The sequence below is a fragment of the Pedobacter antarcticus genome, from assembly GCF_900103515.1.
GTDB classification, from domain to species: domain Bacteria; phylum Bacteroidota; class Bacteroidia; order Sphingobacteriales; family Sphingobacteriaceae; genus Pedobacter; species Pedobacter antarcticus.
Genome location: NZ_FNGZ01000003.1, coordinates 149,535 through 175,363, shown reverse-complemented (window position 1 = coordinate 175,363; position 25,829 = coordinate 149,535). Strand labels below are relative to the sequence as shown.

General features: G+C 40.9%; 24 protein-coding genes. 5 read left to right on the top strand and 19 right to left on the bottom strand.

Translation table 11 applies throughout. The annotated features are described in order from the left end of the window. Positions 1-15: 15 nt before the first annotated feature. The 15 genes from BLR53_RS07930 to BLR53_RS07860 all read right to left on the bottom strand — a co-directional run bounded on the left by BLR53_RS07930 (position 16) and on the right by BLR53_RS07860 (position 17,178). On the bottom strand, positions 16-723 hold the full coding sequence (locus BLR53_RS07930; RefSeq protein WP_037440840.1) for an SCO family protein: 708 nt from the start codon (positions 721-723) through the stop codon (positions 16-18). Beyond that, entirely contained in the window at positions 720-1,079 is a 360-nt protein-coding gene (locus tag BLR53_RS07925; RefSeq protein WP_037440842.1) for a cytochrome C oxidase subunit IV family protein, read from the bottom strand. The genes BLR53_RS07930 and BLR53_RS07925 overlap by 4 nt, the downstream gene beginning before the upstream one ends. A 24-nt stretch (positions 1,080-1,103) precedes the next feature. Further along, the gene (locus BLR53_RS07920) at positions 1,104-1,811 is read right to left on the bottom strand and encodes a cytochrome c oxidase subunit 3 (protein WP_037440848.1); all 708 of its coding nucleotides are present in this window, start codon (positions 1,809-1,811) and stop codon (positions 1,104-1,106) included. Positions 1,812-1,841: 30 nt separating this feature from the next. After that, positions 1,842-2,432, bottom strand: a complete 591-nt coding sequence (locus BLR53_RS07915; RefSeq protein WP_037440851.1) for a cytochrome c oxidase subunit 3 — start codon at positions 2,430-2,432, stop codon at positions 1,842-1,844. 1 nt (position 2,433) lies between these two features. After that, positions 2,434-3,336, bottom strand: coding sequence for a heme o synthase (gene cyoE, locus BLR53_RS07910; protein WP_074588851.1), 903 nt, complete (start codon positions 3,334-3,336; stop codon positions 2,434-2,436). Between the two features lie 17 nt (positions 3,337-3,353). Next, positions 3,354-4,412: a COX15/CtaA family protein gene (locus BLR53_RS07905; RefSeq protein ID WP_037440856.1), complete on the bottom strand. Its 1,059-nt coding sequence runs from the start codon at positions 4,410-4,412 to the stop codon at positions 3,354-3,356. Between the two features lie 85 nt (positions 4,413-4,497). Then, a complete protein-coding gene (locus BLR53_RS07900; protein ID WP_170844845.1) occupies positions 4,498-6,387 on the bottom strand; it encodes a cytochrome c oxidase subunit I in 1,890 nt (629 codons plus the stop codon). 20 nt (positions 6,388-6,407) lie between these two features. After that, positions 6,408-7,670 (bottom strand): cytochrome c oxidase subunit II, encoded by a 1,263-nt coding sequence (locus tag BLR53_RS07895; RefSeq protein WP_037440861.1) that lies wholly within the window; start codon positions 7,668-7,670, stop codon positions 6,408-6,410. A 64-nt stretch (positions 7,671-7,734) separates the two neighbouring features. After that, a complete protein-coding gene (locus BLR53_RS07890; RefSeq protein WP_074588849.1) occupies positions 7,735-8,949 on the bottom strand; it encodes a quinol:cytochrome C oxidoreductase in 1,215 nt (404 codons plus the stop codon). 14 nt (positions 8,950-8,963) lie between these two features. Continuing rightward, complete coding sequence (locus BLR53_RS07885; RefSeq protein WP_234797526.1) at positions 8,964-9,548, bottom strand: c-type cytochrome; 585 nt, start codon at positions 9,546-9,548, stop codon at positions 8,964-8,966. After that, positions 9,541-10,077 carry a DUF3341 domain-containing protein gene (locus tag BLR53_RS07880; protein WP_037440866.1) on the bottom strand — a complete coding sequence of 179 codons (537 nt, stop codon included), beginning with the start codon at positions 10,075-10,077 and terminating at the stop codon, positions 9,541-9,543. The genes BLR53_RS07885 and BLR53_RS07880 overlap by 8 nt, the downstream gene beginning before the upstream one ends. 2 nt (positions 10,078-10,079) lie before the next feature. Continuing rightward, entirely contained in the window at positions 10,080-11,552 is a 1,473-nt protein-coding gene (gene nrfD / locus BLR53_RS07875; protein ID WP_037440869.1) for an NrfD/PsrC family molybdoenzyme membrane anchor subunit, read from the bottom strand. Between the two features lie 23 nt (positions 11,553-11,575). Next, positions 11,576-14,605 carry a TAT-variant-translocated molybdopterin oxidoreductase gene (locus BLR53_RS07870; protein ID WP_074588847.1) on the bottom strand — a complete coding sequence of 1,010 codons (3,030 nt, stop codon included), beginning with the start codon at positions 14,603-14,605 and terminating at the stop codon, positions 11,576-11,578. A 44-nt stretch (positions 14,606-14,649) separates the two neighbouring features. Further along, positions 14,650-15,945, bottom strand: a complete 1,296-nt coding sequence (locus BLR53_RS07865) for a c-type cytochrome (protein WP_037440873.1) — start codon at positions 15,943-15,945, stop codon at positions 14,650-14,652. 252 nt (positions 15,946-16,197) lie between these two features. Then, positions 16,198-17,178 carry a deoxyhypusine synthase family protein gene (locus BLR53_RS07860; RefSeq protein ID WP_074588845.1) on the bottom strand — a complete coding sequence of 327 codons (981 nt, stop codon included), beginning with the start codon at positions 17,176-17,178 and terminating at the stop codon, positions 16,198-16,200. A gap of 363 nt (positions 17,179-17,541) precedes the next feature. Between BLR53_RS07860 and BLR53_RS07855 the strand changes: the two genes are divergently transcribed. Both BLR53_RS07855 and BLR53_RS07850 read left to right on the top strand, forming a co-directional pair. Beyond that, entirely contained in the window at positions 17,542-17,877 is a 336-nt protein-coding gene (locus BLR53_RS07855; protein ID WP_244889465.1) for a DUF6686 family protein, read from the top strand. A 38-nt stretch (positions 17,878-17,915) separates the two neighbouring features. Beyond that, complete coding sequence (locus tag BLR53_RS07850) at positions 17,916-19,037, top strand: BamA/TamA family outer membrane protein (protein WP_074588841.1); 1,122 nt, start codon at positions 17,916-17,918, stop codon at positions 19,035-19,037. Here BLR53_RS07850 and BLR53_RS07845 read toward each other — a convergent pair. Then, the gene (locus BLR53_RS07845) at positions 19,034-19,816 is read right to left on the bottom strand and encodes an O-methyltransferase (protein WP_037440880.1); all 783 of its coding nucleotides are present in this window, start codon (positions 19,814-19,816) and stop codon (positions 19,034-19,036) included. The genes BLR53_RS07850 and BLR53_RS07845 overlap by 4 nt on opposite strands. Before the next feature lie 43 nt (positions 19,817-19,859). Here BLR53_RS07845 and BLR53_RS07840 point away from each other — a divergent pair, with 43 nt between their 5' ends. Continuing rightward, complete coding sequence (locus BLR53_RS07840) at positions 19,860-20,729, top strand: transglutaminase-like domain-containing protein (protein ID WP_074588838.1); 870 nt, start codon at positions 19,860-19,862, stop codon at positions 20,727-20,729. Here BLR53_RS07840 and BLR53_RS07835 read toward each other — a convergent pair. The 3 genes from BLR53_RS07835 to BLR53_RS07825 form a co-directional block, all read right to left on the bottom strand. After that, positions 20,726-21,655, bottom strand: coding sequence for an alpha/beta hydrolase (locus BLR53_RS07835; protein WP_074588836.1), 930 nt, complete (start codon positions 21,653-21,655; stop codon positions 20,726-20,728). The genes BLR53_RS07840 and BLR53_RS07835 overlap by 4 nt on opposite strands. A gap of 10 nt (positions 21,656-21,665) precedes the next feature. Continuing rightward, positions 21,666-22,743, bottom strand: a protein-coding gene (gene prfB / locus BLR53_RS07830; protein WP_139218413.1) for a peptide chain release factor 2 whose coding sequence is annotated in 2 segments (ribosomal slippage) — positions 21,666-22,682 and positions 22,684-22,743 — 1,077 coding nt in all. Because the reading frame shifts where the segments join, the coding sequence is not laid out codon by codon here. Between the two features lie 78 nt (positions 22,744-22,821). After that, positions 22,822-23,331 (bottom strand): hypothetical protein, encoded by a 510-nt coding sequence (locus BLR53_RS07825; protein WP_074588835.1) that lies wholly within the window; start codon positions 23,329-23,331, stop codon positions 22,822-22,824. Between the two features lie 210 nt (positions 23,332-23,541). On the opposite strand from BLR53_RS07825, the gene pgi reads away from it, so the two are divergent. After that, positions 23,542-25,194 carry a glucose-6-phosphate isomerase gene (gene pgi, locus BLR53_RS07820; protein WP_074589275.1) on the top strand — a complete coding sequence of 551 codons (1,653 nt, stop codon included), beginning with the start codon at positions 23,542-23,544 and terminating at the stop codon, positions 25,192-25,194. 76 nt (positions 25,195-25,270) lie between these two features. After that, complete coding sequence (locus BLR53_RS07815; protein ID WP_074589272.1) at positions 25,271-25,825, top strand: DUF4251 domain-containing protein; 555 nt, start codon at positions 25,271-25,273, stop codon at positions 25,823-25,825. The last annotated feature ends 4 nt before the right edge of the window (positions 25,826-25,829 follow it).

Genomic DNA, 25,829 nt, shown 5'->3' with positions numbered 1-25,829 from the left:
CTAAATTGTTGGGCATTATCTGCCATCACGGACATTTCTGAGTTCTTCAGCAATAAGAACTTTAATTTCATCATCGAGTTTAGAGAGTGCTTCCTGATTAGTCGCATCGTAATACCCCCGGATTCTATGCTGTGGGTCCAGTAGTACAAAAAGGTTACTGTATATAAACTTCTTCTCACCATTCTCTATACCCTGGTGAGCATCTATATAAAGTCCCTTATTAATCCATTGATAGATTTCCGTACTGTCTCCTGATAACAAATCCCATTTACCGGCATTCGCACCAATTTTGTCAGCATATTTTTTCAATTCTGAAGGTTTATCTGCAACCGGATCTATACTTAAGCTTATCGCATGAACCAGTGGATTCTTCCTATAAGTGTTCATATAGTTTTTCATTGCCTTACCGGCAAATTCAACTGCATAGTTATCACCCTGTGTGTAAAATAGATTCAGCACTATAATCTTTCCTTCATACGACTTCCAGGTTACACTGTCAGCAGCTTGATTCAACAATTTAAAGTCGGGAAGCATATGATAGATAGTATCAGGAATTTGTTTGCCCATTTTGGAATGGAAAGTCGATGCAACCTCTTTAGGGCCAAAAAAAGGCAAAGGCTTATACCTGTTTTTACCTTCTTTAACGAGTGCATAATATAAAAATCCTGGTACCGCTAAAATCGATACCAGGATTAATACTTTCTTTATTGAAGTTAACCTCATGGATGAAGTGACATGTGTAAATGAAGATACCCGCCTTCTATAAGCATTAGAACAATGAAGTATATAATAAATATAAAGGCTAGCCCCAGCGCGAGCTGTAGACCGGTTTTTTCAAACTTAAGGTGCATAAAGTAAGCAACGATATAATATGCTTTCAGAATTGTAAGTAAAATATAAAGAACGTTACCTGTCGTATGTCCCATCATACCTTTTGGCAAAATAACCAGGGCTATGATAAATTCAACTACCGTAATACCTAACAGGATAAAAAATACCTGCCAGATTTTAGATTTGCTTAGACCAGCATGCTCATCATGTGCATGTTCTTCTGTATTTTGTATGTTATGTTCAGACATGTGATTAAGATTAAAGATGGAAAATTATACTAGGTAGAAGAAGGTAAATACGAATACCCAAACCAAGTCAACAAAGTGCCAGTAAAGTCCAACTTTCTCAACCATGAGGTAATGACCACGTTTTTCAAATGTACCGTTCATCGCCATAATCAGAATGATAATGTTTAAAAGGACACCCGTAAATACGTGGAAACCGTGAAACCCGGTGATCGTAAAGAATAAGTTAGCAAACTGTAATGCAGAAACATTGGAAACCGGGCCTACAAAGAAATCCTGTAACCTATCAGCTGCAGGAATAGATCCCCACCAGAAACCTTCATGGTGTAAGTGACTCCACTCCAATGCCTGACAGCCAAGGAACATGAAACCACCGATAATTGTAGCGACCATCCAGCCTACAACTTCTTTTTTCGCCATTCTATGACCAGCTTCTACAGCAAGAACCATAGTAACTGAACTCATAATCAGGATAAAAGTCATGATACCTACAAACACCAAAGGCGCACCTGTATCCACAATACCCGGGATAGATTGGAAAACCAGATCCGGATCAGGCCATGTAAACTTAGAGAAACGTTGAGCTCCGTAGTATACTAATAAGGAAGAGAATGTAAATGCATCAGATAGCAAGAAAAACCACATCATTATTTTTCCGTATTCTACCGACCACGGTGAACGGCCGCCACTCCATGGAGTAGTTTTTACCTGATCTAATTGTGATAATGAATTCATTTTAAAAATTGTAATAGTTTGTTAAAAAGTCTAACTGTTCAAAAGTAAAAAAACATAAAGATATATCCATAATATATCTATAAAATGCCAAAATATAGAAGCAATTTCAATACGATAAACCGCATTCTCCTGCGGAACCTTAGTATAAGATCCCCAAAGGCTGTTTAAAATAAAACAAACGCCTGCAAAGATATGCAGTAAGTGCATTCCGGAAACAATGTAAATGACCGAAATTGCAGCATTGTTATTAACTAATGTCGCTCCGGTCTGATATAAAGCAGACCATGCATCGACCTGTAAATAACCAAATCCAAGTCCGAGTGCTAATGTAACCCAAAGCAGGCTCCTTTGTGCACTAATATTCTGCTGACGTACAGCACGAGCTGCAAAAAACAGACAAATACTACTTAGAACAAGTACCAATGTACTGTAAGTGAACATATCCGGTAAAACCAGACCATGTCCTTTGCCCTTAGATGCTGCAAAAACGATGTAATAACTCGTAAATCCTCCAAACATAATTGTCGAAGAAACTACAAACAGCCAGAGTACGAATTTCTTGGCTTTGGTTGAAGATTGTAAATCGTGTTCTACATCTTCCTGTTTTAATGTATGTACCATATTATTTACCTATAAAATCAAATAACAAAATCAATTGAACCAATGGAATATAAAAGAATGAAGCAAACATAACTTTTTTCGCACTTTCGATATCCAGGTTTACCAGCAGCTTATAAGCATACCAAAGGAACCATAACCCTGCAATCAGGGAAAACCCAGCAATATAATACCCACCGAATCCGTAAAATGTGGGCATCAAACTAACCGGAATCAAGACTAACGCACTAATAAATACAAATGCAGCGCTAACGCGATCACGTTTCTTTGTCGGCAGCAAACGGAATCCAGCCTTTTTGTAATCATCATCCAGCACCCAGGCTATAGCCCAGAAATGTGGGAACTGCCATACGAACTGAACTAAAAATAATATCCCTGCTATTTCATAATCAATAGGCAAGAAGTGTTTAACATGCCCCATTGCAGCTAAGTAGCCAATAAGCGGGGGTAACGCTCCTGGAATAGCACCGACAAATACGGCAATAGGAGATTTTCTTTTTAAAGGTGTATAAGCAAATGCGTATAACAGGATGGAAAAGACAGAGATCAGTCCGGTTTCAAGGTTTAATTTACCAAGTAACCAGGTACCGAACATCCCCATAATAAGTCCCATAACCAAACCCTGCCCGGTTGTCATTCTGCCAGCAGGCATGGGACGGTCCTTTGTACGGGTCATTAGCTTATCCAGGTCCTTTTCAATAATCTCATTAAAACAATTCGCCGCACCGGTGACAAGAAATCCACCCACAACCAGGATTAGCCAGTTGCCCCAGTCAATTCCTGGAATTTCACCTCTGGCAACCTGCATTCTGGATCCAATCAAAAAAGTAATGGAAGCGGAAAACACAACCAGAAATGTAAGTCTGAATTTGATGAGTTTAGATAGATCTGAGAAAAATAATTTCAATTCCTGTATGTTTAATATTATTGATTGTAAGTCCGTGTGCGGTATACCTGTAAAAAGAGGTAAAACTGCAGGGTAAACAGTACTGTTGAGAACACTAAGTGCGTTGCCTGAGCGAAAGGAGGCAGTGCAAAGTTAGACAATATTAATCCACTTGCAATCTGAATCAGCAAAACTAGTATGATCATATTAGACATTCTCAATTCTTTGGCTTTACCCCCAAATTTGTTCATCATCAACTGATAAATCACCACATTAGCGACCACCACAAAAATAGCGAGATCCCGGTGATACTGAAAAATGGCACCTGTTTTAGCAACCCATGTATTCCGCTGTTCATAGAGTAAATTTCTGGAAACCTCATCAATAGCTTCCCGCACTTCAGTACCAAAAACAATCTGAATAATGCTGAGAATAACCGAAACCGACACTAATAGTTTTAGCCAGCCTGTACCAGATATAATGATGGTGCGTTCCCTGTTTAAACTATCCGCATAAAAATGCGTATAAACCAAAATGGCAAGAATCACTATGGCCAACAGCATATGCACGGTTACAATCCAGGCAACCAGATTTGTAGAAACAACAATTGAACCAAGCCAGGCCTGAATAATAACAATCACAACATTCAGCAAGCTCAGGACAATAAGCCTATTGGCTTTTCCCTTATACGCGAAAGAACAAATGACCAGTCCGACCAACAAAAACCCAGTAACGGCACCTGTAAGCCTATTAATATACTCGGTCCAGGTTTTGGCGACGTTAAACTCTTCCGGAACGGCGATTGTCTCATCATGGCGGATACTGTTAGCCAGATGAGATTTACCCATTTTATCAAGCAGCTTTGCGAAACGCTCGTTTTTAGCAATCCTTCCAGCTACATACTTCTCTTTATAATCCTGGGGCAACTGATCAACAGAGGTCGGCGGAATATACTGATCAAAGCACTTAGGCCAGTCAGGACAGCCCATTCCGGAACCCGTACTGCGGACAACTGCACCCGCTAGAATGAGCACCAGTGTGACGATTAAAGTTATCAGGTTAAGCCGGATAAATCTATTTTCAGATTTAGTAACCATGTAGTTGAAAAGGTTAAAAAAAATGAGGTTACTGAACTAAGTATAAACTCAACCAGATAACCTCATTCATTATTTTATATTGGAATTAGTGCTGTTCGCGCACAATACCGTTAGCAGCATCCCATTCTCTCTGGATACGCTCAGACTCAGCATTACCTTCAAAATCATGAGGCATGTTTGAATGCATCGTTTGAGAATAAGGAACAGTTTGAGGAATGAAATCTTCTTCTGCACCAGGTTTACTGTAATCATATGGCCAACGGTGAACTGTTGGAATTTCTCCCGGCCAGTTACCATGGATATGCTCAACAGGCGTAGTCCATTCCAATGTATTAGATTCCCAAGGATTCTGTGTAGCTTTTTTACCTTTAAAAATTGAGTAGAAGAAGTTAAACAGGAATGCTACTTGTGCCAGAGCCGCTACAATCGCTGCCCAGGTTACAAATACGTTAACGGTAACCCATTTCTGCATAAATTCAAACTCAGTGAAGGCATAGTAACGACGCGGAACACCGTCAAGACCTAAGAAGTGTAATGGGAAGAATACCAGGTATGCACAAATAAAAGTAAGCCAGAAGTGCAGGTAACCTAATTTAGCATTCATCATTCTACCGAACATCTTAGGGAACCAGTGATAAACACCGGCAAGCATACCGAAGATTGCAGCAGACCCCATTACCAAGTGAAAGTGAGCAACAACAAAGTAAGTATCATGCAGGTTAATATCCAGTGAAGCATTACCCAGGAAGATACCTGTTAAACCACCAGAGATAAAGAATGAAACCATACCGATTGCACAAAGCATCGCTGGAGTGAACCTGATATTACCGCGCCACAAAGTAGCCAGATAGTTGAATGTTTTTACTGCAGAAGGAACCGCAATAATTAAAGTCGTGATCATAAATACACCGCCCAGTAATGGATTCATACCCGTTACAAACATGTGGTGACCCCATACGATAAATGATAACACTGTAATACCGATCAGTGAGTAAACCATCGCATGGTAACCAAAGATTGGTTTTCTTGAGTTCACAGAGATAACCTCAGAAGAAATACCTAATGCAGGCATAATTACAATATATACCTCTGGGTGACCAAGGAACCAGAATAAATGCTGCCAAAGAATTGGAGAACCACCTTCATTCGGTAACACCTGTGTACCCATTACGATATCAGAAAGATAGAAACTTGTACCGAAACTACGGTCAAAGATTAACAGAACAACACCAGCAACTAATACAGGGAAAGATAACACTCCCAGAATAGCTGTCAGGAAGAAAGCCCAGATAGTTAATGGCATTTTCCAAAGGTCCATACCTTTAGTACGCATGTTTAATACAGTACTGATATAGTTGATACCACCCATTAGCTGAGAAGCAACAAATAAGACCATACTAATTAACCACAAAGTCATACCCATGGCTGAACCAGAAATAGCTTTTGGAATAGCAGATAACGGCGGATAAACTGTCCATCCGGCACTTGCAGGTCCCGTTTCAATAAAGAATGAAGCCATCATAATTACACAGGCTACAAAGAATAACCAGTATGAAAGCATGTTCATGAAAGGCGAAGCCATATCCCGTACACCTAGCTGAAGCGGAATTAATAAGTTACTGAATGTACCACTCAATCCGGCAGTCAGTACAAAGAATACCATGATGGTACCGTGAATGGTAACCAGGGCAAGGTAAAAATCAGGTTTGATCCTTCCTCCTTCTGCCCATTTACCTAAAAAGGTCTCTAAAATAGGGAAACTTTTATCTGGCCATGCTAATTGCAAACGGAATAAAATCGACAATCCCATGGCAATAACAGCCATAACGATACCAGTTATTAAAAACTGTTTAGCGATCATCTTGTGATCCTGGCTAAAAATGTACTTCGTTATAAAAGTTTCCTTGTGATGACCATGATCGTGTCCGTCATGATGATCATTGTTATGTGTATCGTGTAATGTTATAGTTGACATAATGCGCTATTCCAGTATAATTATTTTTTTAAAGCCGGTTTGTTCATTGCTACAGCAGAAGAATCTTTGCCAGCAGTTGCAGTACTATCAGCAGGTGCAGCCGGAGTTGCTCCTGCAGCAGGATCTGCTACTAATGGTAAGTTAAATTCTTTCCTCAGATCATTATTTATAATTAATGGTTGCTCAGCAATCCAGGCGTCATATTCAGCCTGAGAAACAACACGAACAACTTTCTGCATATTATAGTGACCAGATCCACAAATTTTTGAACATAAGAACAAGAATTTAAAAGCTGGATCATTAACCTTTGCCTGCATATCGGCGGTAGTAATTGTAGGCGTAAATTCAAAGTAAGAAGTCATACCGGGAACAGTGTTTAACTGAACTCTGAAATGCGGCATGTAAAAACTGTGTAATACGTCTTTACTAGTTAAGATTAATCTTACCGGTTTATTTACCGGAATAACCATTTCCTCTGCCATTTGGTCATCAAGGTTGTTCTTATCATTAAAGTCCATACCTAAACCATTTGTACCAGTGATCAGTTTGTAGTTTTTCAAACCAACAACACCATCAGCACCAGGATAACGGATAGTCCAGGAGAACTGCTGAGAAGTAACTTCAATGCTTATAGGCTTATTGTTAGGGTCTTCAATTTTGTAGAAAATTGATCTCCAGGTCAGGAAGCCCATTAAAACAAGAACAGTTAAAACTAAAGCAGGAACGATAGTCCAGATACGCTCTAAAGCATTGTTATGCGGATAGTAGTAAGCTTTTCTCTTTCCGGAGTGTTTGTAGATATAAGAGAATACAAACAATACAATATGTGTTCCGATGAAAACAATTGTCGTAAGGATCAGCGTGATGTTAAACATCTGATCAATTTTCTTACCATGTTCCGATGCCGCGTCAGGCAGGATCATGCTACCATGAACTGTATATTCAAAATATACACCGCCAAGACCAACTATTAAGAAAAGTATGAAAAGAACCGCATTAATGGTATTCCAGTTGATTCCTTCAGGTTTGTCCTGAGCTTCACGTGTTAACTCATATACCCGCAAAGCTTTACCGATTATTGCTATAAATAAGCAAACCAGTAAAAATAACAGGGTATAAAATGCAACCGATTTGTAAATCGGCAACATATCGATCGGTTTTGCAGCCGTAGCGGCAGCACCGGCGGCAGCTTCTTGTGCAAATGCGCTGGTATTTGCAAACACAGTAACAATCACTGCCAGGGCCGCTATTGTCTTATTGCTTATAAATTTTCTTAAACTCATTTTCTTAAAAGTAGTACGATGTACTTCTACTATACTATTAATTTATATACTCTCTAACCAATAATTACAACTGGTGATTCAGACTCTCTTCAAGGAGAGGATGATTCTTTGCAATCAGCGGGCTCTTACTTAGTGCAGACAGTACTGTAAAGGTAAATAATCCTACAAATCCAATAGCTGTTCCTATCTCAATAATACCAAAACCGTTATGTTCTTCTACAGTACCCGGCATGATCATCTGGTAGTAATCTACCCAGTGTCCGCAAAGTACCACTATTGAAACACCCAGTAAGATATTTTCGTGTCTTTTATTGTCACGGTCCATCAGCAGAAGAACCGGAGCAAGGAAGTTCATTACTAAATTCAGGTAGAACCAGAATTTGTAAAACTCAAACCTTTTGTAAAAATACACAGTTTCTTCCGGCATGTTAGCATAATAGATCAACATAAATTGAGCAAACCATACATATGTCCAGAAAATAGAGAAACCAAAGATAAACTGACCAAGGTTGTGCAGGTGGCTATTATTAACCCATTGCATATAACCTGCTTTTCTCACCAGAATGATAATCACTGCCATAGTAGCAAGACTACTCACCCACATTGCTGCGAAGTTGTACCAGCCAAACATTGTAGAGAACCAGTGAGCCTCAAGAGACATCACGGTATCAAAAGCAAAAATTGGAGTTGTGAATCCGTAGATAACTAAAAATATACAAGAGTACTTGAAACTCTTATTATAAGAAGTTAATCCACCTTCCAGATCCTCGTTGGTAGAAAGTTTAGAAAGTAATAAAGCGAAGAAGCAATATACTCCCAAAAATATTACCTGACGGGCAAGGAAGAAAGGCACATTTAAAAATGCCGATTTACCGTCAATTAATTTATCATAGTTAGGATCCGTCGGGTCGGTAAGACCTGGGGCATTCCAGTGGTGATAAAGGTTATGTGTATAAAGACCAGCTCCGATGATAGCGATTAAAATCACTACTGCAATAGGTAGTACTTTGGCCATAGCCTGAGGTACACGGAGTATAGATGCAGACCAACCTGCCTGTGCGACAAACTGAACAGCTAAAAAGAATGCGCCTGACATACATACACATGCAAAGTAGTACGCCATTAATAACAGGTTGGCAAAAGTCCGTTCATGAAGTCCATGATCAGAAAAACCATAGCCGATACTTGCAAGTCCGATGACAATAGCCACGATACTTAAAGTTTTCGCCTTTCCTGTAAACTCAAACTGCTCAGTAAAATTATAATTGTGAGTTCCCATTTATATCTGCTTTTCTATTGTATTTTTTGTAATTGTTGAACATACATCACGACTTTCCATCTTTGATCTGGAGTTAGCTGAGAAGCATGTGATCCCATGTTATTTAAACCATACATAATTGTATGATAGATTTTGCCTTCGCTCAGATCTGACATAGCACCACCGCGTGATGAAGCAGCGTCACCATGGTAAGCAGGAACTCCGGCATATTTCTCAATTTGTACCAGATGACCTTTACCATCACCATTGTCACCGTGACAAGGACCGCAGAATACGGTATAGTAATGTTTACCAGACAAGAGGTTCTGCTCAGAATGCGGAAGAGGATTCTTCAGGTTTGCACCTGCAGCTTCGTAACCTTCTTTAGTATTTGCATACTCATACTTAACGAACCCTATCGGGTTAGTGTTTGCAGGAGGAGTTTGTGCAGTTTGTCCGTTAGCGAAATTATTGTTCGGCTGATCAGGGTTATAAGCAAGAGGATCATACATATTTCTTGCATATTCCAGTCCTGTACTTTTGTTATCCTTACAGGCTGAAAGCGTCGCAACAAAGGCCAAAAGAACAAATGAGGCTGCAACTATTTTATTCTTATTCATAGCTAATATACTTCCTTTCATTGTGCTTAACTTCAATAGCACCAGCTTCTTTTAATAACCCGTCAATTTTACTGTGTTCTGCATTTTGCTTAGCATCTACAGCGATAATAAATCTATCGTTGGATGCTCTAAGATCCATTACCCTAGGTGATCTACCCGGGAAAAGGTGAGTAGACGCGTAGTAAGCACCAACTAAACCAAATGCACAAAACAGTACAGTTAATTCAAACATAATTGGAATAAAATCCGGTAGTGCCATGGCTGGCTTACCTCCAATATTATGTCTCCAGTCCACCACAGAGGTCAGATAGATCAATGCGAATGCAGATGCTGTACCGGTGATCCCGCAGAAAAATGCGAAAACATCCAGTCTTGATCTTTTAATTCCTAGTTTGGCTTCGATGCCGTGGATAGGCATGGGCGTATATACATCATAAATCGAGATGTTATTCTCCTGTAACTTTTCGATGCCATGCATCATTTCGTCCGGATCGCCGAAACTGCCTAAAATATATTTGATATTACTCATTGTTATATTTTTGCGTATTCTTCTTGTTTAACACTATCAAATTTCTCTAATGATTCTACGTACTCTTTTACCTGAGCTTTATCCAGGTGACCAGATTTAATCTGTTTCAGTTTTTCCTGCTCACTAGAAGACTTAAGAATCATTTTCACCTCTGCGATTGCAATAGAAGGAAGTACTCTCAGGAATAACAGGAATAAAGTAAAGAATACTCCGATTGATCCAACAAATACACTTACGTCAACCCATGTCGGATAGAACATTGCCCAACTTGAAGGCAGGTAATCACGGTGTAATGAAGTTACGATAATTACGAAACGCTCAAACCACATACCAATGTTAACTACGATTGAGAGAATCCAGGTAGCAGTGATGCTTAAACGGATTTTCTTGAACCATAACAACTGAGGAGAAATTACGTTACAAGTCATCATCATCCAGTATGCCCACCAGTAAGGACCGGTTGAACGGTTGACGAAGGCATAAGTTTCGTATTCAGAACCTGAGTACCAGGCGATGAAGAATTCTGTTAAATAAGCCACACCTACGATGGAACCAGTAAGAATGATGATTTTGTTCATCGATTCAATATGGAACATGGTGATGTAGTTCTCAAGACCCAGAACCTTACGTGCGATAAGTAATAACGTTAATACCATCGCGAAACCAGAGAAAATCGCACCGGCAACGAAGTAAGGAGGGAAAATTGTGGTGTGCCAGCCCGGGATAACCGAAGTTGCAAAGTCCATGGATACAATTGTATGTACCGAAAGAACCAGTGGCGTTGAGATACCTGCAAGCACAAGTGATACAGTCTCAAAACGTTGCCATGTCTTAACGTTACCGTTCCAGCCGAAAGAGAAAATCGTGTAGATTTTACGGCGAAGACCAGTAGCACGGTCACGAATAGTAGCGATATCCGGTAATAGACCTGTATACCAGAATAGTAAGGATACAGAGAAATAAGTAGAAATCGCAAACATATCCCAAACCAGCGGTGAGTTAAAGTTTACCCATAAAGAACCAAACTGATTTGGTAGAGGTAATACCCAGTAAGCTAACCAGGGGCGCCCCATGTGGGAAACAACGTATGTTGCGGCGCAGATAACGGCGAAGATGGTCATCGCCTCTGCAGATCTGTTAATTGAGTTCCGCCAGTTTTGACGGAACAGTAAGAGTACAGCTGAAATAAGTGTACCGGCGTGACCGATACCTACCCACCATACGAAGCCGGTAATATCCCAGGCCCATCCTACTGTTTTATTCAGCCCCCATGCGCCGATACCAAACCAGAAGGTATAACTAACGGCTACGAGCCATAAAGTGGCTCCACAAAGGGAGGCAATAAAACCTATCCACCACGCCCTGTTCGGCTTGTTTTCAACCGGAGTTAAAATATCATCCGTAATCTTAGCATACGTGATATTCTGTCCGGTGATTAGTGGTTCTCTTAAAATTGATTCGTTATGTCCTGACATAATGTATTTTCTTTAATATCAGCTTACGCTTGTACTGTTGGTAATGAATCTGTGTTTCTAATTTTTGTCATGTAACCTATACCCGGTTGCGTGTTGATCTCTTCAAGCACATAGTAAACGCGTTCGCTGCGTAATGCTTTTGAAACTTCCGATTCCGGATCATTGCTGTCACCGAAGATAATCGCACCTGCAGAACAAGCCTGCTGGCAAGCCATTTTGATATCGCCATCTTTCAATGGACGCTTCTGCATTTTGGCAGTTAATTTACCATCCTGGATACGTTGGATACACATCGAACATTTTTCCATTACACCTCTTGAACGTGTAGTTACATCAGGGTTAAGTACCAGCTGAGTAAATTCATTGTTCAGGTAGTTATCGAAACGTGAATCGTTCCAGTAGTTAAACCAGTTGAAACGACGAACTTTATAAGGACAGTTGTTCGCGCAGTAACGCGTACCTACACAACGGTTATAAGCCATATGGTTCAGACCGTCAGAAGAGTGTGTAGTTGCAAGTACAGGACAAACCGTTTCACAAGGAGCGTGATCACAGTGCTGACATAACATCGGCTGGTGAACAACCGTTACATGGTCAAGATTGTCCATGTGTGCAATTTCTTTCTCCTCAGAAACGCTCTTATCACCTTCCTGGAAACTATAATAACGATCAATACGTAACCAGTGCATCTCTCTGCGTCTGCGTACCTCGTCACGACCAACAACAGGAATGTTGTTTTCTACGTTACAGGCAACCACACATGAACCACAACCAGTACAAGCATTCAGGTCAATAGCCATTACCCAGTTGTTACCAGGAGTTTCCCATTTATCCCAAAGATCGTACGATTTATGACCGTGTTTAGCATTACCGGCAGAAGGATTTTTCACAAATTCAGTGAAAGTAGCTTCGCGGATGATATTTCTACCCTCGAAAGAGTGGTGTGTTTGTGTTTGTGCTAATTCATAAGTAGCGCCGGTTTTACTGATTGTAACCGTAGTTGCATACTGTAAAGTACCGTTGCTGAATGAAAGGAATGGGAATGCATTTTTACCTACATTGTCACCAGCCTTACCAGCTTTGGTACGACCGTAACCTAATGCGATAGAAACAGTACCCTGAGCCTGACCCGGCTGAACTAATACCGGTAAAGTAATTGTATAACCATTACTTCCTTTTACTTCAACTACATCAAATTCTTTCAGTTCCAGTTTCTCGGCGAACTTAGGCGCGATAGCTACATAGTTATCCCAGGTAACTTTTGAAACAGGATCAGGTAATTCCTGAAGGAATGCGTTGTTAGCGTAACGACCGTCACGCATACCTGTACTTTCATAAACATGAAGTTCAATATCTTTCGCCAGCGCTTTGCTGCTGTTAGCGATTGAAGTTGCGACTGCATCCAGAGAAAGATTGAAAGTATAAGCACCTGCAGGTTTAGCAGCAGCCGTGAAAGTACCGCTTTGCAATAACTCATTCCAGGATTTACCCAGAACAGGTAGTATATTTTTCTCCCAGTTACCACGAACATACTGGTAATAATCAGTAACAGGAGCTTTAGACCAGATTAGTAAACTTTGCTCAGCCTGACGTGCATTGAAAACAGGATTGATGGTTGGCTGAACGATAGAATAATTTCCTTCGTAGCTATTGGCATCACCCCATGATTCAAGGTAGTTCAGATTAATTGCGATAGCGTCACAAAGCTCAGCAGTTTCATCTCTGCGGTCGGAGAAAGAAACCTTTAAAGGTACCTTACTTAAACCATCAGTAAATGCTTTTGCGTTAAGTGCGTCATAAGCAGGATTAGTACCCAGGAAGAACACAGCAGCAACTTCGCCTCTGCTCATCTCATTCAGTAACTCTGCGAATTCAGCATCATTTCCAGCATAACGTTTCGAAGGATTGTCAAGATCTATTGTCGTACCATAACTACCGATAATGGAGTTAATTGCGTTTACAAGGATCTGAGTAGACACATCATTAGAACCGCAAACCACCAGGGCTTTTCCTTTTTGCTGTAATAATTCTTTTGCAACTAATTTTAATGCTTTATCAGCAGTTGCATTATTAGGTAATGCAGCGCCAGCAAGCACTGCTTTTTCAGCCAATGCATTATATAAAGCAAGTAAAGCCGGACCCTGTTCTGATAATTTCAGCGGGATACGGGTATCGGCGTTGGTACCAGTCATGCTCATTCCTGTTTCGAACTGGAAGTGACGTGACATTTTACCTTTAGCCAGGGATTTATTATTTCTGTTGGAAACATATTGAGCAGTGTGTTCTTCACCACTGATCCATGTACCCAGGAAGTCAGCTCCGAAACTTACGATCAGGTCTGCCTTGTCAAAATTATATTTAGGAATTACTGCTTTACCAAAGCTATTTTCATTTGCTTTAATAATACCTGTGTAGGAAACCGCGTCATATTGAACATGTTTGGTTGCCGGGTATGCCGCAGTAAAATCTGCAACAACAGCTTTAGTAGAAGGACTGTTTACCGAAGAAGAAACAATTCTGATTTTCTTTCCTGAAGCATTAGCCTTAGCTAATTCAGCGGCAACAAAAGCATCGAGTTTTTCCCAGGTAGTTTCTTCATTTTTTAATACCGGTGCTTTCAGTTTTGAAACATCATACAGGTCTAGAACGGATGCCTGAGCCTGAGCATCAGTACCCTGATTAAAGACACCTGCACCAGGATTCGGTTCAATCTTGATCGGACGACCTTCTCTGGTTTTAACCAGAACAGGCTGACCATTGAAACTTGATACATAATAATTCGGGATACCCGGAATTACTTCTTCAGGTTTAATCAGGTAAGGTACAGCTTTGTGTACGGGAGCTGGCTGACAAGCCGCTAACGTAACTGCACCAAGACCAAAGCCTAAGGCTTTTAAAAAGTCACGGCGAGGAGTTACTGTACTTAATCCTGCTTCATTTAAAACATCTTCTATTGGAAGCGGCTCTGCGAATTCGTTTTTATTGCTTTCCACAAATTCAGAGGTCTTGTTAAATTCCTCTAAGCCTTTCCAGTATTTTTTATTGCTTTCCATTTAAGCTATATTACTGTTTATCGAACGTTCTTTACTAAACTCTATTAATAGTGACATTTACCGCATTCCATTCCACCTAATAATGCAGGTGTAACTTTTTCACCTTTTTTGATCTTCTCGTGAGCTTCGATCACTTTGGTGTAGTATGCGTTGTCTTTAACTTCCAGCTGGGTATCTTTGTGACAGTTGATACACCATTTCATAGTCAGTGGAGAATACTGGTAGATTTCTTCCATTGTATTTACCGGACCATGGCATGCAAAACATACAGGCTCGTTAGGTTTTAATCCTTTTTCTTTACGGATAGCTTCTTCAGCAACTACAACGTGTTGTGAGTGATTGAAGTAAGCGAAATCAGGAAGATTATGTACACGAATCCATTCAACTGGTTTTTCTTTAGACTTGTCATAAGACATGTTGTCTGCATCATAACCCAGGGCATTGTAGATTTTCTGAATCTCAGGAGAGATGTTACCATCATGGTTATCTCTACCCTGAACCTGTTTGTGACAGTTCATACAAACATTCAGCGAAGGGATAGTTGCATTTTTAGACTCAAATGCACCAGCATGGCAATATTGACAGTCAATCTGATTTACACCTGCGTGCAATTCGTGAGAGAATTTAATCGGTTGTGTTGGTTGGTATCCAGTATGAACACCTGTGTTCCACATACCCATCCATCCGAAAGAACCTAAACTGATTACCAGACACAGGATAAAGAAGAATACGAATTTCTTGTTTTTAAATAACTGACCGATACCGGCAGCCATAGATACATTCTCTTCCTCGATAATTTCAACGCCTTGTTTTTTCAGGATCAGTCTTTCCAGCATTTTAATCGCTCTTCCTAAAATAATAAGGATTGCGATAGAGATCAGGATAACAGCAACGATACCTGCGATAGAGAAACTTGAAACCTCATCAGAAGCACCAGCGCCTGCTGCAACTTCACCTTCTTTTTTCGGCTCACCTGCTTTGACGTAAGCAAGGATACTTTTAATCTGATCCGGTGTTAAGGTCGGGAATGCAGTCATATCTGCATTCGGGTTCCATTTAGAAGCTTCAACAGCCTCTTTGTCACCTGAAGCGATAAAAGCAGGAGCGTTGTTGATCCATTTGATCAAGAATTCTTCACTTTTAGTCGGGATCAGCGGCTGTAATGCCGGACCAATCAAATCACGGTCAAGGGCGTGGCATGAAGTACATTTTTCCTTGAAGATTTTTCTACCTTCTACTGCGTCTTGTGCTTTTGTACCAGAAACGATTAAAACAGATAGAGCCGTAAACATAAATGCCGACTTCCAAACTCTTCTAATGATCAATGAGATATTCCTCATAATGAGTATTTTATGCTATTTTTTAAAAAACTGTAATAAACGCTATTGATGTTTAAACTCTTGTTCGCCACCAAAACGTCCACAAAAGTAAAATTTATTAAGTTACCAATGACAAAGAAATGACAGTAAATACAATTTATAATCATTCTAAATATTTGCATTTTATGGCTTTAAACGAAGAAAACAGCCGAATTTCTTCGTCCGGCTGTTTTCTCCTTTAGCCATTTTTTTTTCCAGGATTTTGGAAATTAATTACATTTTTAATATCCAGGCAAAAATCAATGGAGCGACGATAGTTGCGTCCGATTCCACAATAAATTTCGGTGTGTTAATATCCAGTTTTCCCCAGGTGATTTTTTCGTTTGGAACAGCACCTGAATAAGACCCGTAAGAGGTCGTAGAATCAGAGATCTGGCAGAAGTAGCTCCAGAATGGAATATTTTCCATTTCCATATCCTGATATAACATTGGCACCACACAAATCGGGAAGTCACCTGCAATACCACCACCGATCTGGAAAAACCCGATACCTTTACCAGCACTGTTCTTAATATACCAGTCAGCCAGGTAGCCCATATACTCGATACCACTTTTCATGGTACTTGCTTTCAGCTCACCTTTCATCACATAAGACGCGAAGATATTACCCATGGTTGAGTCTTCCCATCCCGGTACAACGATCGGCAGATTTTTTTCTGCGGCCGCAAGCATCCAGGAGTTCTTAGGATCGATCTCATAATATTGTTCCAAATCGCCGCTCAGCAACATCTTGTACATATATTCATGTGGAAAGAAACGCTCACCTGCTTCTTCTGCATCTTTCCATATCTTGTGGATATGTTTTTGCAACCTTCTAAAAGCTTCTTCTTCAGGAATACAAGTATCCGTAACACGGTTATAGTGATTTTCCAAAAGATCCCATTCATCCTGCGGACTCAGGTCACGGTAATTCGGAACACGTTTATAGTGTGAATGCGCAACAAGGTTCATGATATCCTCCTCCAGGTTGGCACCGGTACAGGAGATGATAGAAACTTTATCCTGACGGATCATTTCAGCAAGGGAAATTCCCAGTTCAGCTGTACTCATCGCACCGGCAAGAGTAATCATCATTTTACCGCCTTCATCCAAATGCGTTTCATAGCCTTTAGCCGCATCCATCATAGCAGCTGCGTTGAAATGGAGATAATTAGTCTCCATAAATTTAGAAATTGGTCCTCTTGTTACACTCATGTTAAATAAATTATATTGTTGCTTAGTTTTGTTTATGCAAATCCTTCCAGACAGAAGAACCGCAAACGTTCATTTATGTTTGTATCTAAAAATCAGGCCATTAGATTATATTAATTATAAAAACATACAATAAAGGGCTCTGAGCCGCAAAAATAGGGAATTTATATGAATTAAGTATGTCCCGGACAGGAACCTGGAATAGTAGCCGCCCCCTTTAACTGCCAATACTGCCTTTTATTTTTTTTAACAAAAAATAAGTTGTCAGAACCTGCATTAAAAGCAGTTTCAACAGAATTTTCTCTTTTATTTAGAATCTTTATAAATAATATGCTAAGTTTGAAAATACGCTTAAAAGAAGAGCTTATGTGCAAAACTATAGTCCTCAGTACCCAGGAAGATTCAGCGGTATCCCATTGCCCGTCCTGCCACGTTATTTATGTATGGCATAAAAATCTAATGTTAAATTTTAGTGAACAGGACTTTCTGAGTTTTAAATCTATGCTGGATGAATACCGGTATTGCGAATCAGGAATGCCATTTCCCGATCAGCGCGAGAGAATATTACTTCACACACCACATGAGGACATCAGTTTTGCCTTCACGCAAGAAGAACTCCTTCAACTGCTTAAGTTGCTTGATGAAGCATTGTTCATGAAAGAAGTCTATACGCTGATGAGAACTGAGCCCGGATTCCGTTAAAATGTTTATTTTCGCCGGATATACAATTAATATCCCTGATGAAACGAACCCTGCTTTGCGGACTTTTACTAAGCATTACCTTTTCAGCATCTGCACAGATGAAACTAATCCGGAAAATGCTTTCCGAAAAAGTAGACAGTACAAGGAGAGCAAGTTTCATGCCTTTGCCCTTACTTAGGTATTCGCAAGAAGTCGGCCTTGAATTCGGCCTGGCAGGTTTATACTCAACCTATCTGGATAAAAAGGATTCCACCAACCGGAGTTCGAACTTTTCTACGGTCCTCTCCTATTCGACCGAGAAACAATATAATGTAACCCTTAAAGGAGATGTCTGGACAAAGGCGAATGCATGGCACCTGATCGGAGAGATGCGTTTTAGAAGTACGCCATTTGATTTTTACGGAACCGGCAACCAAACACTGGAGGCCAGCAAAGACCGTCTGGTTCAGGATCAGGTGAAAATGATGTTTGACATCGAAAAGAATATTCTGCCTTTTGCTTATACAGGTGCTTCACTGGGGTATGAACATTATAGCTTTAAAGATAAAGAAGCAGGTGGTATCTATGAGTTGCAGCAGGGAAGACCAGGAGGCTCAACAATATTTGTAGGTCTCTCTCAAACCTATGATACCAGAAACTCCAATAATTACCCTACCCATGGATTCTTTGGCCGGATATCTTATCAGTATGCACCGAAGTTTTTCAGCGGCGAAGAATTCAGTGGCAGCCAGATCAAATTAGTTCTGCGTAACTTCTGGTCCCTTTCACCAAAATTTGTATTGGGTGTTAATGGCATATACCATACCGTACAAAGCAGTAATACTCCATTTTATATGCTGCCACAACTCGGCAATGACGAAATGATGCGTGGATATTATTCGGGAAGGTACCGGGATGAAAATCTACTGGCTGCGCAAACCGAACTTCGTTACAGATTCAGTAACCGCTTTGGACTGGTTGCATTTGGCGGCGGGGGCAGGGTATTTGCTAACGGTGACTTCTCCTTTAAACAGTTTAAACCATCTGTGGGAGCCGGTATCCGGTATTTCTATGACCCGGCAAAAGGACTGAGTGTCAGAGCTGACTATGCAGTTGGCGAGAAAAGACCTAATGAGGCCAGACAATCTGGTTTCTACCTGAGTCTGGCCGAAGCCTTTTAGTACTTGATTTTAAAATGTTCCTTGGCTTGCCCCTTTTTAAAATAGACTAGTCCTATCCAGAATAAATCTACTGTTACCGTCACATCAGGATGATTTTTAATTTCAGTCCAGGCTCTCTTCATGCCTTCGCTCCAATAGATATCATCAAAGATCAACAGTGTATTTTCATGCACTTTCGGCAGACATAGTTTAAAATAATTCAGGGTAGCATCCTCGCGGTGGTTTCCGTCGATATATACAAAATCGAGGTGATCCTGTTTTTCGATAAACTCAGGCAGCAACTGATCAAAATTTCCAACCTGCAATTCTATCCGCTCCAACCCAAGTTCCCTGAAATTCTGTGCAGCCCTTGCAGCAGTTTGCGGGCAGCCTTCCATGGTTACCACTTCAGCCTCCGGGCGGGATTTCGCCAGGTAGGCAGTTGTAATTCCCAGACAGGTTCCCAGTTCAGCAATCCGGTTCGCTTCACTGTATCTGGCTAGCCGGAAAATAAGCTGTGCCAGACCGGGAGACTTTAATGCATTTTTAGCAATTTCCTTCACTCGTTTTTGCCTGTTCTTATTCAGGTGTGAGCCAGCCCCAAGATCAGTTACGGTGATCAGCGCATCGTCATGCAAAAGTTTTTTTCGCTGTTCCTCAATCACACCATATTCGGCTTTAGGAGAAAAATCGTAAATTACCTCATCCACTAGTTTATAAACAAACGGAGAATGTGTCCCATGCCTGCTTTTGGCGGTTAAACGATGCTTCAGATAATCGCTGATAAATTGTAGTACCATATAGCAGCAAAAATAAGTAAACGTCAAATGAAAGTGGCATCGAATGGAAAATAGTAAAGAAATAGACGCTTTAATAAGGCTACTGGAAGACCCGGATCAGGAAGTATATGGTGAAGTAGAGAAAAGACTCCTCGAACATGGCAACGCTGTGGTTAAGTTTCTGGAGACAGAATGGGAAAAATCACTGGATACCCTGATTCAGGAAAGAATAGAAAATATAGTCCATCAGATTCAGTTTAACAATGTCAAAGAGGATCTTTCACTATGGTACCAGAGTGGTGCATTTGACCTTCTAAAAGGTGCATTGGTTATTAACCGGTATCAATATCCCGATCTTGACGAACAGCGGGTCATTAACCAGCTTGAAGAAATCAGGCGGGAAGTATGGCTTGGCCTTCAGCATGAAATGAGTTCTGTAGAGAAAATAAAACTGATTAATCATATCTTCTATAAGATCAACGGATTCAGCGGTAATACTAAAAATCATCACGACCCGCAGAACTCCTATATCAACCAGGTATTGGATACCCGGAAAGGAAATCAGATCTCATTAGCCATTATTTACTGCACTATAGCACAGAAGCTGGATATCCCTGTTTACGGTGTCAATCTGCCGCAGCATTTTATCCTGGGGTATATAGATGAAACCAAAAGAGATGAGCAGGAGTTCGGTGTTCTATTTTATATTAATGCCTTTAACAAAGGCGCAATTTTCGGCAAGCATGATGTAGACCAGTTTCTGCGCCAGCTTAATTTGCAGCCAATGCCAGGTTTTTATGCTCCGTGCAGCAACGTTGAGATCATCCGCCGTATTATCCGCAACCTGATCTCCGCCTATGAAAATCTGGGCTCAGCAGAGAAGGTAGCCGAGTTAAAAGAACTGCAGGACATCCTTTCCGAAAATTTTATTTAGTCTTTCAGAAAATTATTCTCTACCAACCAGTTTTCCAGACTTACAAACCAATCCTCAGAGGTTGTACGGTTGTGCAGACCAAATCCATGTCCGCCGGCCTGATAAAGATGTGTTTCTACAGGAACGCCATTTTTCTGAAGGGCCTGGTTAAACAGGATACTGTTCTCAACCGGAACCGTTGTGTCATCATTTGCGTGTACCAGGAAAGTACGGGGCGTTTGTGGTGTTACATGCAGTTCATTAGAAAAATAATTCCGTTTTTCCGCAGAAGCATCTTTACCGATGAGGTTGTTAACCGATCCGGTATGTGTAGATGCGCCGAAACTGATAACCGGATAAATAAGTATAGAAAAGTCAGGACGAAGATTTAGCTTCTCTGCATTCTGAATTTGCTGATCCTTATAATGAACAGTCAATGAACCGGCCAGATGCCCTCCGGCAGAAAAGCCCATAATTCCAATTTTGGCTGGATCCACACCCCAGGCAGCTGCATTTTTTCGCAAGACATAAATTGCCTGCTGTGCATCCTGAAGCGGCGCAAGGGATTTATTCTCCATAATTGCATCGTCTGGCAATCGGTATTTCAGCACGACGGCTGTTATGCCTTTTTCCGCGAAGCGTCTGGCGACCTCATCTCCTTCGTGGGAAATGGCCAGATGTGCGTATCCGCCGCCAGGGCAGATAATCACAGCTGTACCATTAGCTTTATCTTTTGCTGGCCGGAATATACGGAGCTCAGGAAAGAACACCTTACTCAAACCGGTTATTTTGCCATCCTGTATGGCAGGTATTTCCTTATAACCAGCAGGTGTAGCCTTTGCTCCGGGGATTACTCCCGGATACAGCGCCATTACCTCCTGCGCACGTGTCAGTTGTGTACCCATCAGACTTAAACATATATAAATCAGCCAGCTTCTCTTTTTCATTCTTTCTATATTAAAATTCCATCAGGTAGGCTTTCAGAAAATCATTTAATTCTCCATCCAGCACACCCTGTGCATTTGAGGTCTCATAATTCGTTCTCAGGTCTTTAACCAGTTTGTAAGGATGAAGCACATAGTTTCTAATCTGCGAACCCCATTCTATTTTCATTTTAGAGCCTTCTACAGCTGCAGAGGCTTCCATCCTTTTTCGCATTTCTGCTTCATAGAGTTGAGACTTCAACAAACGAAGTGCATTTTCCTTATTCTGCAACTGGGAACGTGATTCCTGGTTTTTAATTACGATGCCCGAAGGCTTGTGGTATAACCGGACAGCAGTTTCCACCTTATTCACATTCTGTCCACCTGCACCACCGGACCGGAAGGTTTCGAACTCAATATCTGCATCCTTAATCTCAATCTCAATGGTATCATCTACAAGCGGATACACGTAAACCGAAGCGAACGATGTATGTCGTCGTGCGTTGGAGTCGAATGGCGATATCCGGACCAGACGGTGTACCCCGTTTTCCCCTTTAAGATAACCGTAAGAAAAGTCTCCTGCGAACTGCATTGTGACAGATTTGACACCTGTAACCTCACCTGCCTGATAATCTTGTTCAGTTACCTTGTAACCGTTCTTTTCTCCCCACATGATATACATCCGCATGAGCATAGCTGCCCAGTCACAGCTTTCTGTACCACCTGCACCGGCTGTGATCTGCATCACAGCGTTCAGCTGATCTTCTTTACTGCTGAGCATATTTTTAAGCTCAAGATCTTCTACCATCGAGCGGCAGTGCTCATACTGTTCTTCCATTTCCTCCAAAGTGGCATCACCAGCCTGGAAGAAATCAAATAACACCTGTGTATCTTCAAATTCGGCATTAACACGTTGCCAGGCATCTGTCCATACCTTTTTTGCGTTCATTTCTGCCAAATGCTTTTCAGCCTTTTTAGGATCATCCCAAAAATCTGTCTGTAAGGTAAGCTCCTGTTCTATATAAATAGCTTCGAGTCGTGTTTCGACGTCAAAGATGCCTCCTCAGGGACGCTATTCTGTCCCTTAAATCCTGTATTTGTTCTTTAGTCATAACACAAATATAACATATAAAACAGAAAAAGGGTACCTGAACAAGCCAGACACCCCCTGTATAACCACATAAAAACGCTTAACTAAATAAACCTTTCAGCTTGTCGACAATACCACCTCCCTGGCTATCAGCAGAGCCTGGCTCTGCATTACCGTCTTTAAAAAGGTCCGTCAGATCTGACAACTGGAATTTGCCATCCGGACCAGATATTTTCGTAATAATATCCTGTATATTGAAAGAACTATCATTAGGATCATTTGTCTTGTTTACAAACTGACCTACAATTCCGGGTATCAGAGAAGCTGCAATTCCTTTAGCAGATTCCAGATTAATTCCCATACCTGACAATTTATCTATAAAACTAGAGGAAGCTTCCTGTACAACATTGCTGTTTTGCACATCTCCACCCTTAAAAGCAGCAACCAGATTAGCCAGGTTACCGGAAGATACCTGCGACTGCAAAGCTTCCATAATTGATCCGGAAGCCGCAGAAACGGCTGCTTCGTTCTGCTCGTCTGGCACAGCGCTATTGTTCAAAATAGCTTCCTGTGCATTTTCTTTCACCAACTGATTTAAATTCTCTAACATAACCGTTTTTTAAGAGTGATTGTTATTTTTGTCTATAGAATACAAGTTAGGAAATAAAATCAACTGGAAAATCACCAATCCAACTGATAATGAATACATAACGTTTCAAATCCAACAGGTGGACTTCCTGTTATTCTAAACATTAACCCGGTACTACTTGTTTGCATGATATCGGAAAAGAGAAATTACATTTTAAAAGAAAACATTCTTATGCTACCAACCATTAATTTCACGGAAACAAACGCCTACAAATACCTCGCAGACCATTTCATTGTGATCAATGAGAAAAACATCAAACAACTGTTCGAAGAAGATGCGGAGCGTTTTGAAAAATTCTCGACAATCTTTAACGACATCCTGCTCGATTATTCCAAAAACAGGGTAGATGACACCACTATCGCATTACTGCTTCAGCTGGCCAGAGAATGTAAACTGGACGAAGCTATTAAGGCTATGTTCGCGGGCGAAGCGATTAATCAGACGGAAGACCGGGCTGTACTGCACACAGCTTTACGTAACTTCAGCGGTAAACCTGTGTTGGTAGACGGAAAGAACGTAATGGATGACGTACATGCTGTTCTGGACAAAATGGAAACTTTTAGTAACCAGATTATCTCCGGCAATTGGAAAGGGTATACTGGCAAAGCGATTACCGATGTCGTTAATATTGGTATCGGCGGATCGGATCTGGGTCCGGTTATGGTTACAGAGGCACTTAAAGCTTATAAGAACCACCTGACCATGCACTTTGTATCCAATATTGACGGTACACATATAGCAGAGACACTTAAAACTGTAAATCCGGAAACAACTTTGTTCCTGGTTGCGTCAAAAACGTTTACTACACAGGAAACTATGACTAATGCTCTGACAGCAAAATCTTGGTTTCTTGACAAAGGTGCAAAAGAGGCAGACGTAGCTAAGCACTTTGCGGCATTGTCCACCAATGCAAAAGATGTTGCCGAATTCGGAATTGATACAGAGAATATGTTTGGTTTCTGGGACTGGGTTGGCGGCAGATATTCACTGTGGAGTGCCATAGGTATGCCAATTGCCTTAAGTATCGGTTTTGACAACTTTAAAGCGTTGCTTAAGGGTGCACATGCGGCCGATGAGCATTTTGAAAACACACCGTTCGAAAACAATATTCCGGTTATTCTGGGTCTGCTCGGCGTTTGGTACATCAATTTCTTCGATGCAGAAACACAGGCAATTTTACCATATGATCAGTATATGCACCGTTTCGCTGCCTATTTTCAGCAAGGTGATATGGAAAGTAACGGAAAACATGTAGACAGAAATGGTAAAGAAGTTACTTATGAAACTGGTCCGGTTATCTGGGGCGAACCAGGAACAAATGGTCAGCATGCCTTTTACCAATTGATTCATCAGGGCACAAGATTAATTCCTTGTGATTTTATCGCACCTGCACAGAGTTTAAACCCGATTGGTGAACACCACCCTATTCTGCTGTCTAATTTCTTTGCACAGACAGAAGCTTTAATGAACGGAAAAACTAAAGAACAAGTCATTGAAGAATTGAAAAAAGACGACAAATCTGCAGAAGAAATCGAGAAGCTTGCACCTTTCAAAACTTTTGACGGTAACCGCCCGACAAACTCCATTCTGTTGAAGAAAGTGACACCGGAAAGCCTGGGTACACTCATCGCTTTATACGAACACAAGATTTTCGTTCAGGGAATTATCTGGAACATCTTTAGTTTTGATCAATGGGGTGTTGAATTAGGTAAACAACTGGCCAAAAGCATATTGCCTGAACTGAAAGACGATGAACCAGTTCATACACACGATGCTTCTACTAACGGTCTGATCAACCAATATAAAAACTGGAGAAACAGCTAAATAACAGCGTGTTCATCTGCCGGTTAAACTATTAATCCGAATAATTGTCCAATAGGTACACAAAAACATGAAACAGATGAACACGCTTAAAAAACTCCTTGTGCTGGCATTGCTGCTTCCTGCAGCTCAGTTACAGGCCCAGAACAACAAACAAACCGTTGCCAGTGCCATTGCCGCACAGGACTATGTGTTTTCAGCAAGGAGCGCGCAGCCGCTTAATGCTTCTGATATTAATAGGGTCATGAGTCGCATGCCGGGCTATACCGGCGGTGGAACTATAAATCTCGCCGGATCATCCTACGATCTGATTGTTAAGAAAGACAGCGTTGTGGCTTATCTTCCTTATTATGGCAGATCTTATACCGCCAAAATCGGGGGTAACCCGGATGACAACGGTATTAAGTTCAAATCCAAATCATTTGGTTATACTGTTAAAGACCGTAAAAAAGGCGGCTGGCAGATTGAAATCAAACCAAAAGATGTCAAAGACAACTATGTCATCAATATGACTGTTGGCACCACTGGCAATGCCACATTGGTCGTTACCAGCAATAACCAGCAGAGCATTACCTTTGACGGCACAGTAACAGCCGCAGCAAAACCTAAAGACACAAAAGATTCAAAAGAATAAACCG

Coding starts and splice junctions, on each gene's coding strand:
- BLR53_RS07930 (WP_037440840.1), bottom strand. CDS start 723: ATGAGGTTAACTTCAATAAAGAAAGTATTAATCCTGGTATCGATTTTA.
- BLR53_RS07925 (WP_037440842.1), bottom strand. CDS start 1,079: ATGTCTGAACATAACATACAAAATACAGAAGAACATGCACATGATGAG.
- BLR53_RS07920 (WP_037440848.1), bottom strand. CDS start 1,811: ATGAATTCATTATCACAATTAGATCAGGTAAAAACTACTCCATGGAGT.
- BLR53_RS07915 (WP_037440851.1), bottom strand. CDS start 2,432: ATGGTACATACATTAAAACAGGAAGATGTAGAACACGATTTACAATCT.
- BLR53_RS07905 (WP_037440856.1), bottom strand. CDS start 4,412: ATGGTTACTAAATCTGAAAATAGATTTATCCGGCTTAACCTGATAACT.
- BLR53_RS07900 (WP_170844845.1), bottom strand. CDS start 6,387: ATGTCAACTATAACATTACACGATACACATAACAATGATCATCATGAC.
- BLR53_RS07895 (WP_037440861.1), bottom strand. CDS start 7,670: ATGAGTTTAAGAAAATTTATAAGCAATAAGACAATAGCGGCCCTGGCA.
- BLR53_RS07890 (WP_074588849.1), bottom strand. CDS start 8,949: ATGGGAACTCACAATTATAATTTTACTGAGCAGTTTGAGTTTACAGGA.
- BLR53_RS07885 (WP_234797526.1), bottom strand. CDS start 9,548: ATGAATAAGAATAAAATAGTTGCAGCCTCATTTGTTCTTTTGGCCTTT.
- BLR53_RS07880 (WP_037440866.1), bottom strand. CDS start 10,077: ATGAGTAATATCAAATATATTTTAGGCAGTTTCGGCGATCCGGACGAA.
- nrfD (WP_037440869.1), bottom strand. CDS start 11,552: ATGTCAGGACATAACGAATCAATTTTAAGAGAACCACTAATCACCGGA.
- BLR53_RS07870 (WP_074588847.1), bottom strand. CDS start 14,605: ATGGAAAGCAATAAAAAATACTGGAAAGGCTTAGAGGAATTTAACAAG.
- BLR53_RS07865 (WP_037440873.1), bottom strand. CDS start 15,945: ATGAGGAATATCTCATTGATCATTAGAAGAGTTTGGAAGTCGGCATTT.
- BLR53_RS07860 (WP_074588845.1), bottom strand. CDS start 17,178: ATGAGTGTAACAAGAGGACCAATTTCTAAATTTATGGAGACTAATTAT.
- BLR53_RS07855 (WP_244889465.1), top strand. CDS start 17,542: ATGTGCAAAACTATAGTCCTCAGTACCCAGGAAGATTCAGCGGTATCC.
- BLR53_RS07850 (WP_074588841.1), top strand. CDS start 17,916: ATGAAACGAACCCTGCTTTGCGGACTTTTACTAAGCATTACCTTTTCA.
- BLR53_RS07845 (WP_037440880.1), bottom strand. CDS start 19,816: ATGGTACTACAATTTATCAGCGATTATCTGAAGCATCGTTTAACCGCC.
- BLR53_RS07840 (WP_074588838.1), top strand. CDS start 19,860: ATGGAAAATAGTAAAGAAATAGACGCTTTAATAAGGCTACTGGAAGAC.
- BLR53_RS07835 (WP_074588836.1), bottom strand. CDS start 21,655: ATGAAAAAGAGAAGCTGGCTGATTTATATATGTTTAAGTCTGATGGGT.
- BLR53_RS07825 (WP_074588835.1), bottom strand. CDS start 23,331: ATGTTAGAGAATTTAAATCAGTTGGTGAAAGAAAATGCACAGGAAGCT.
- pgi (WP_074589275.1), top strand. CDS start 23,542: ATGCTACCAACCATTAATTTCACGGAAACAAACGCCTACAAATACCTC.
- BLR53_RS07815 (WP_074589272.1), top strand. CDS start 25,271: ATGAACACGCTTAAAAAACTCCTTGTGCTGGCATTGCTGCTTCCTGCA.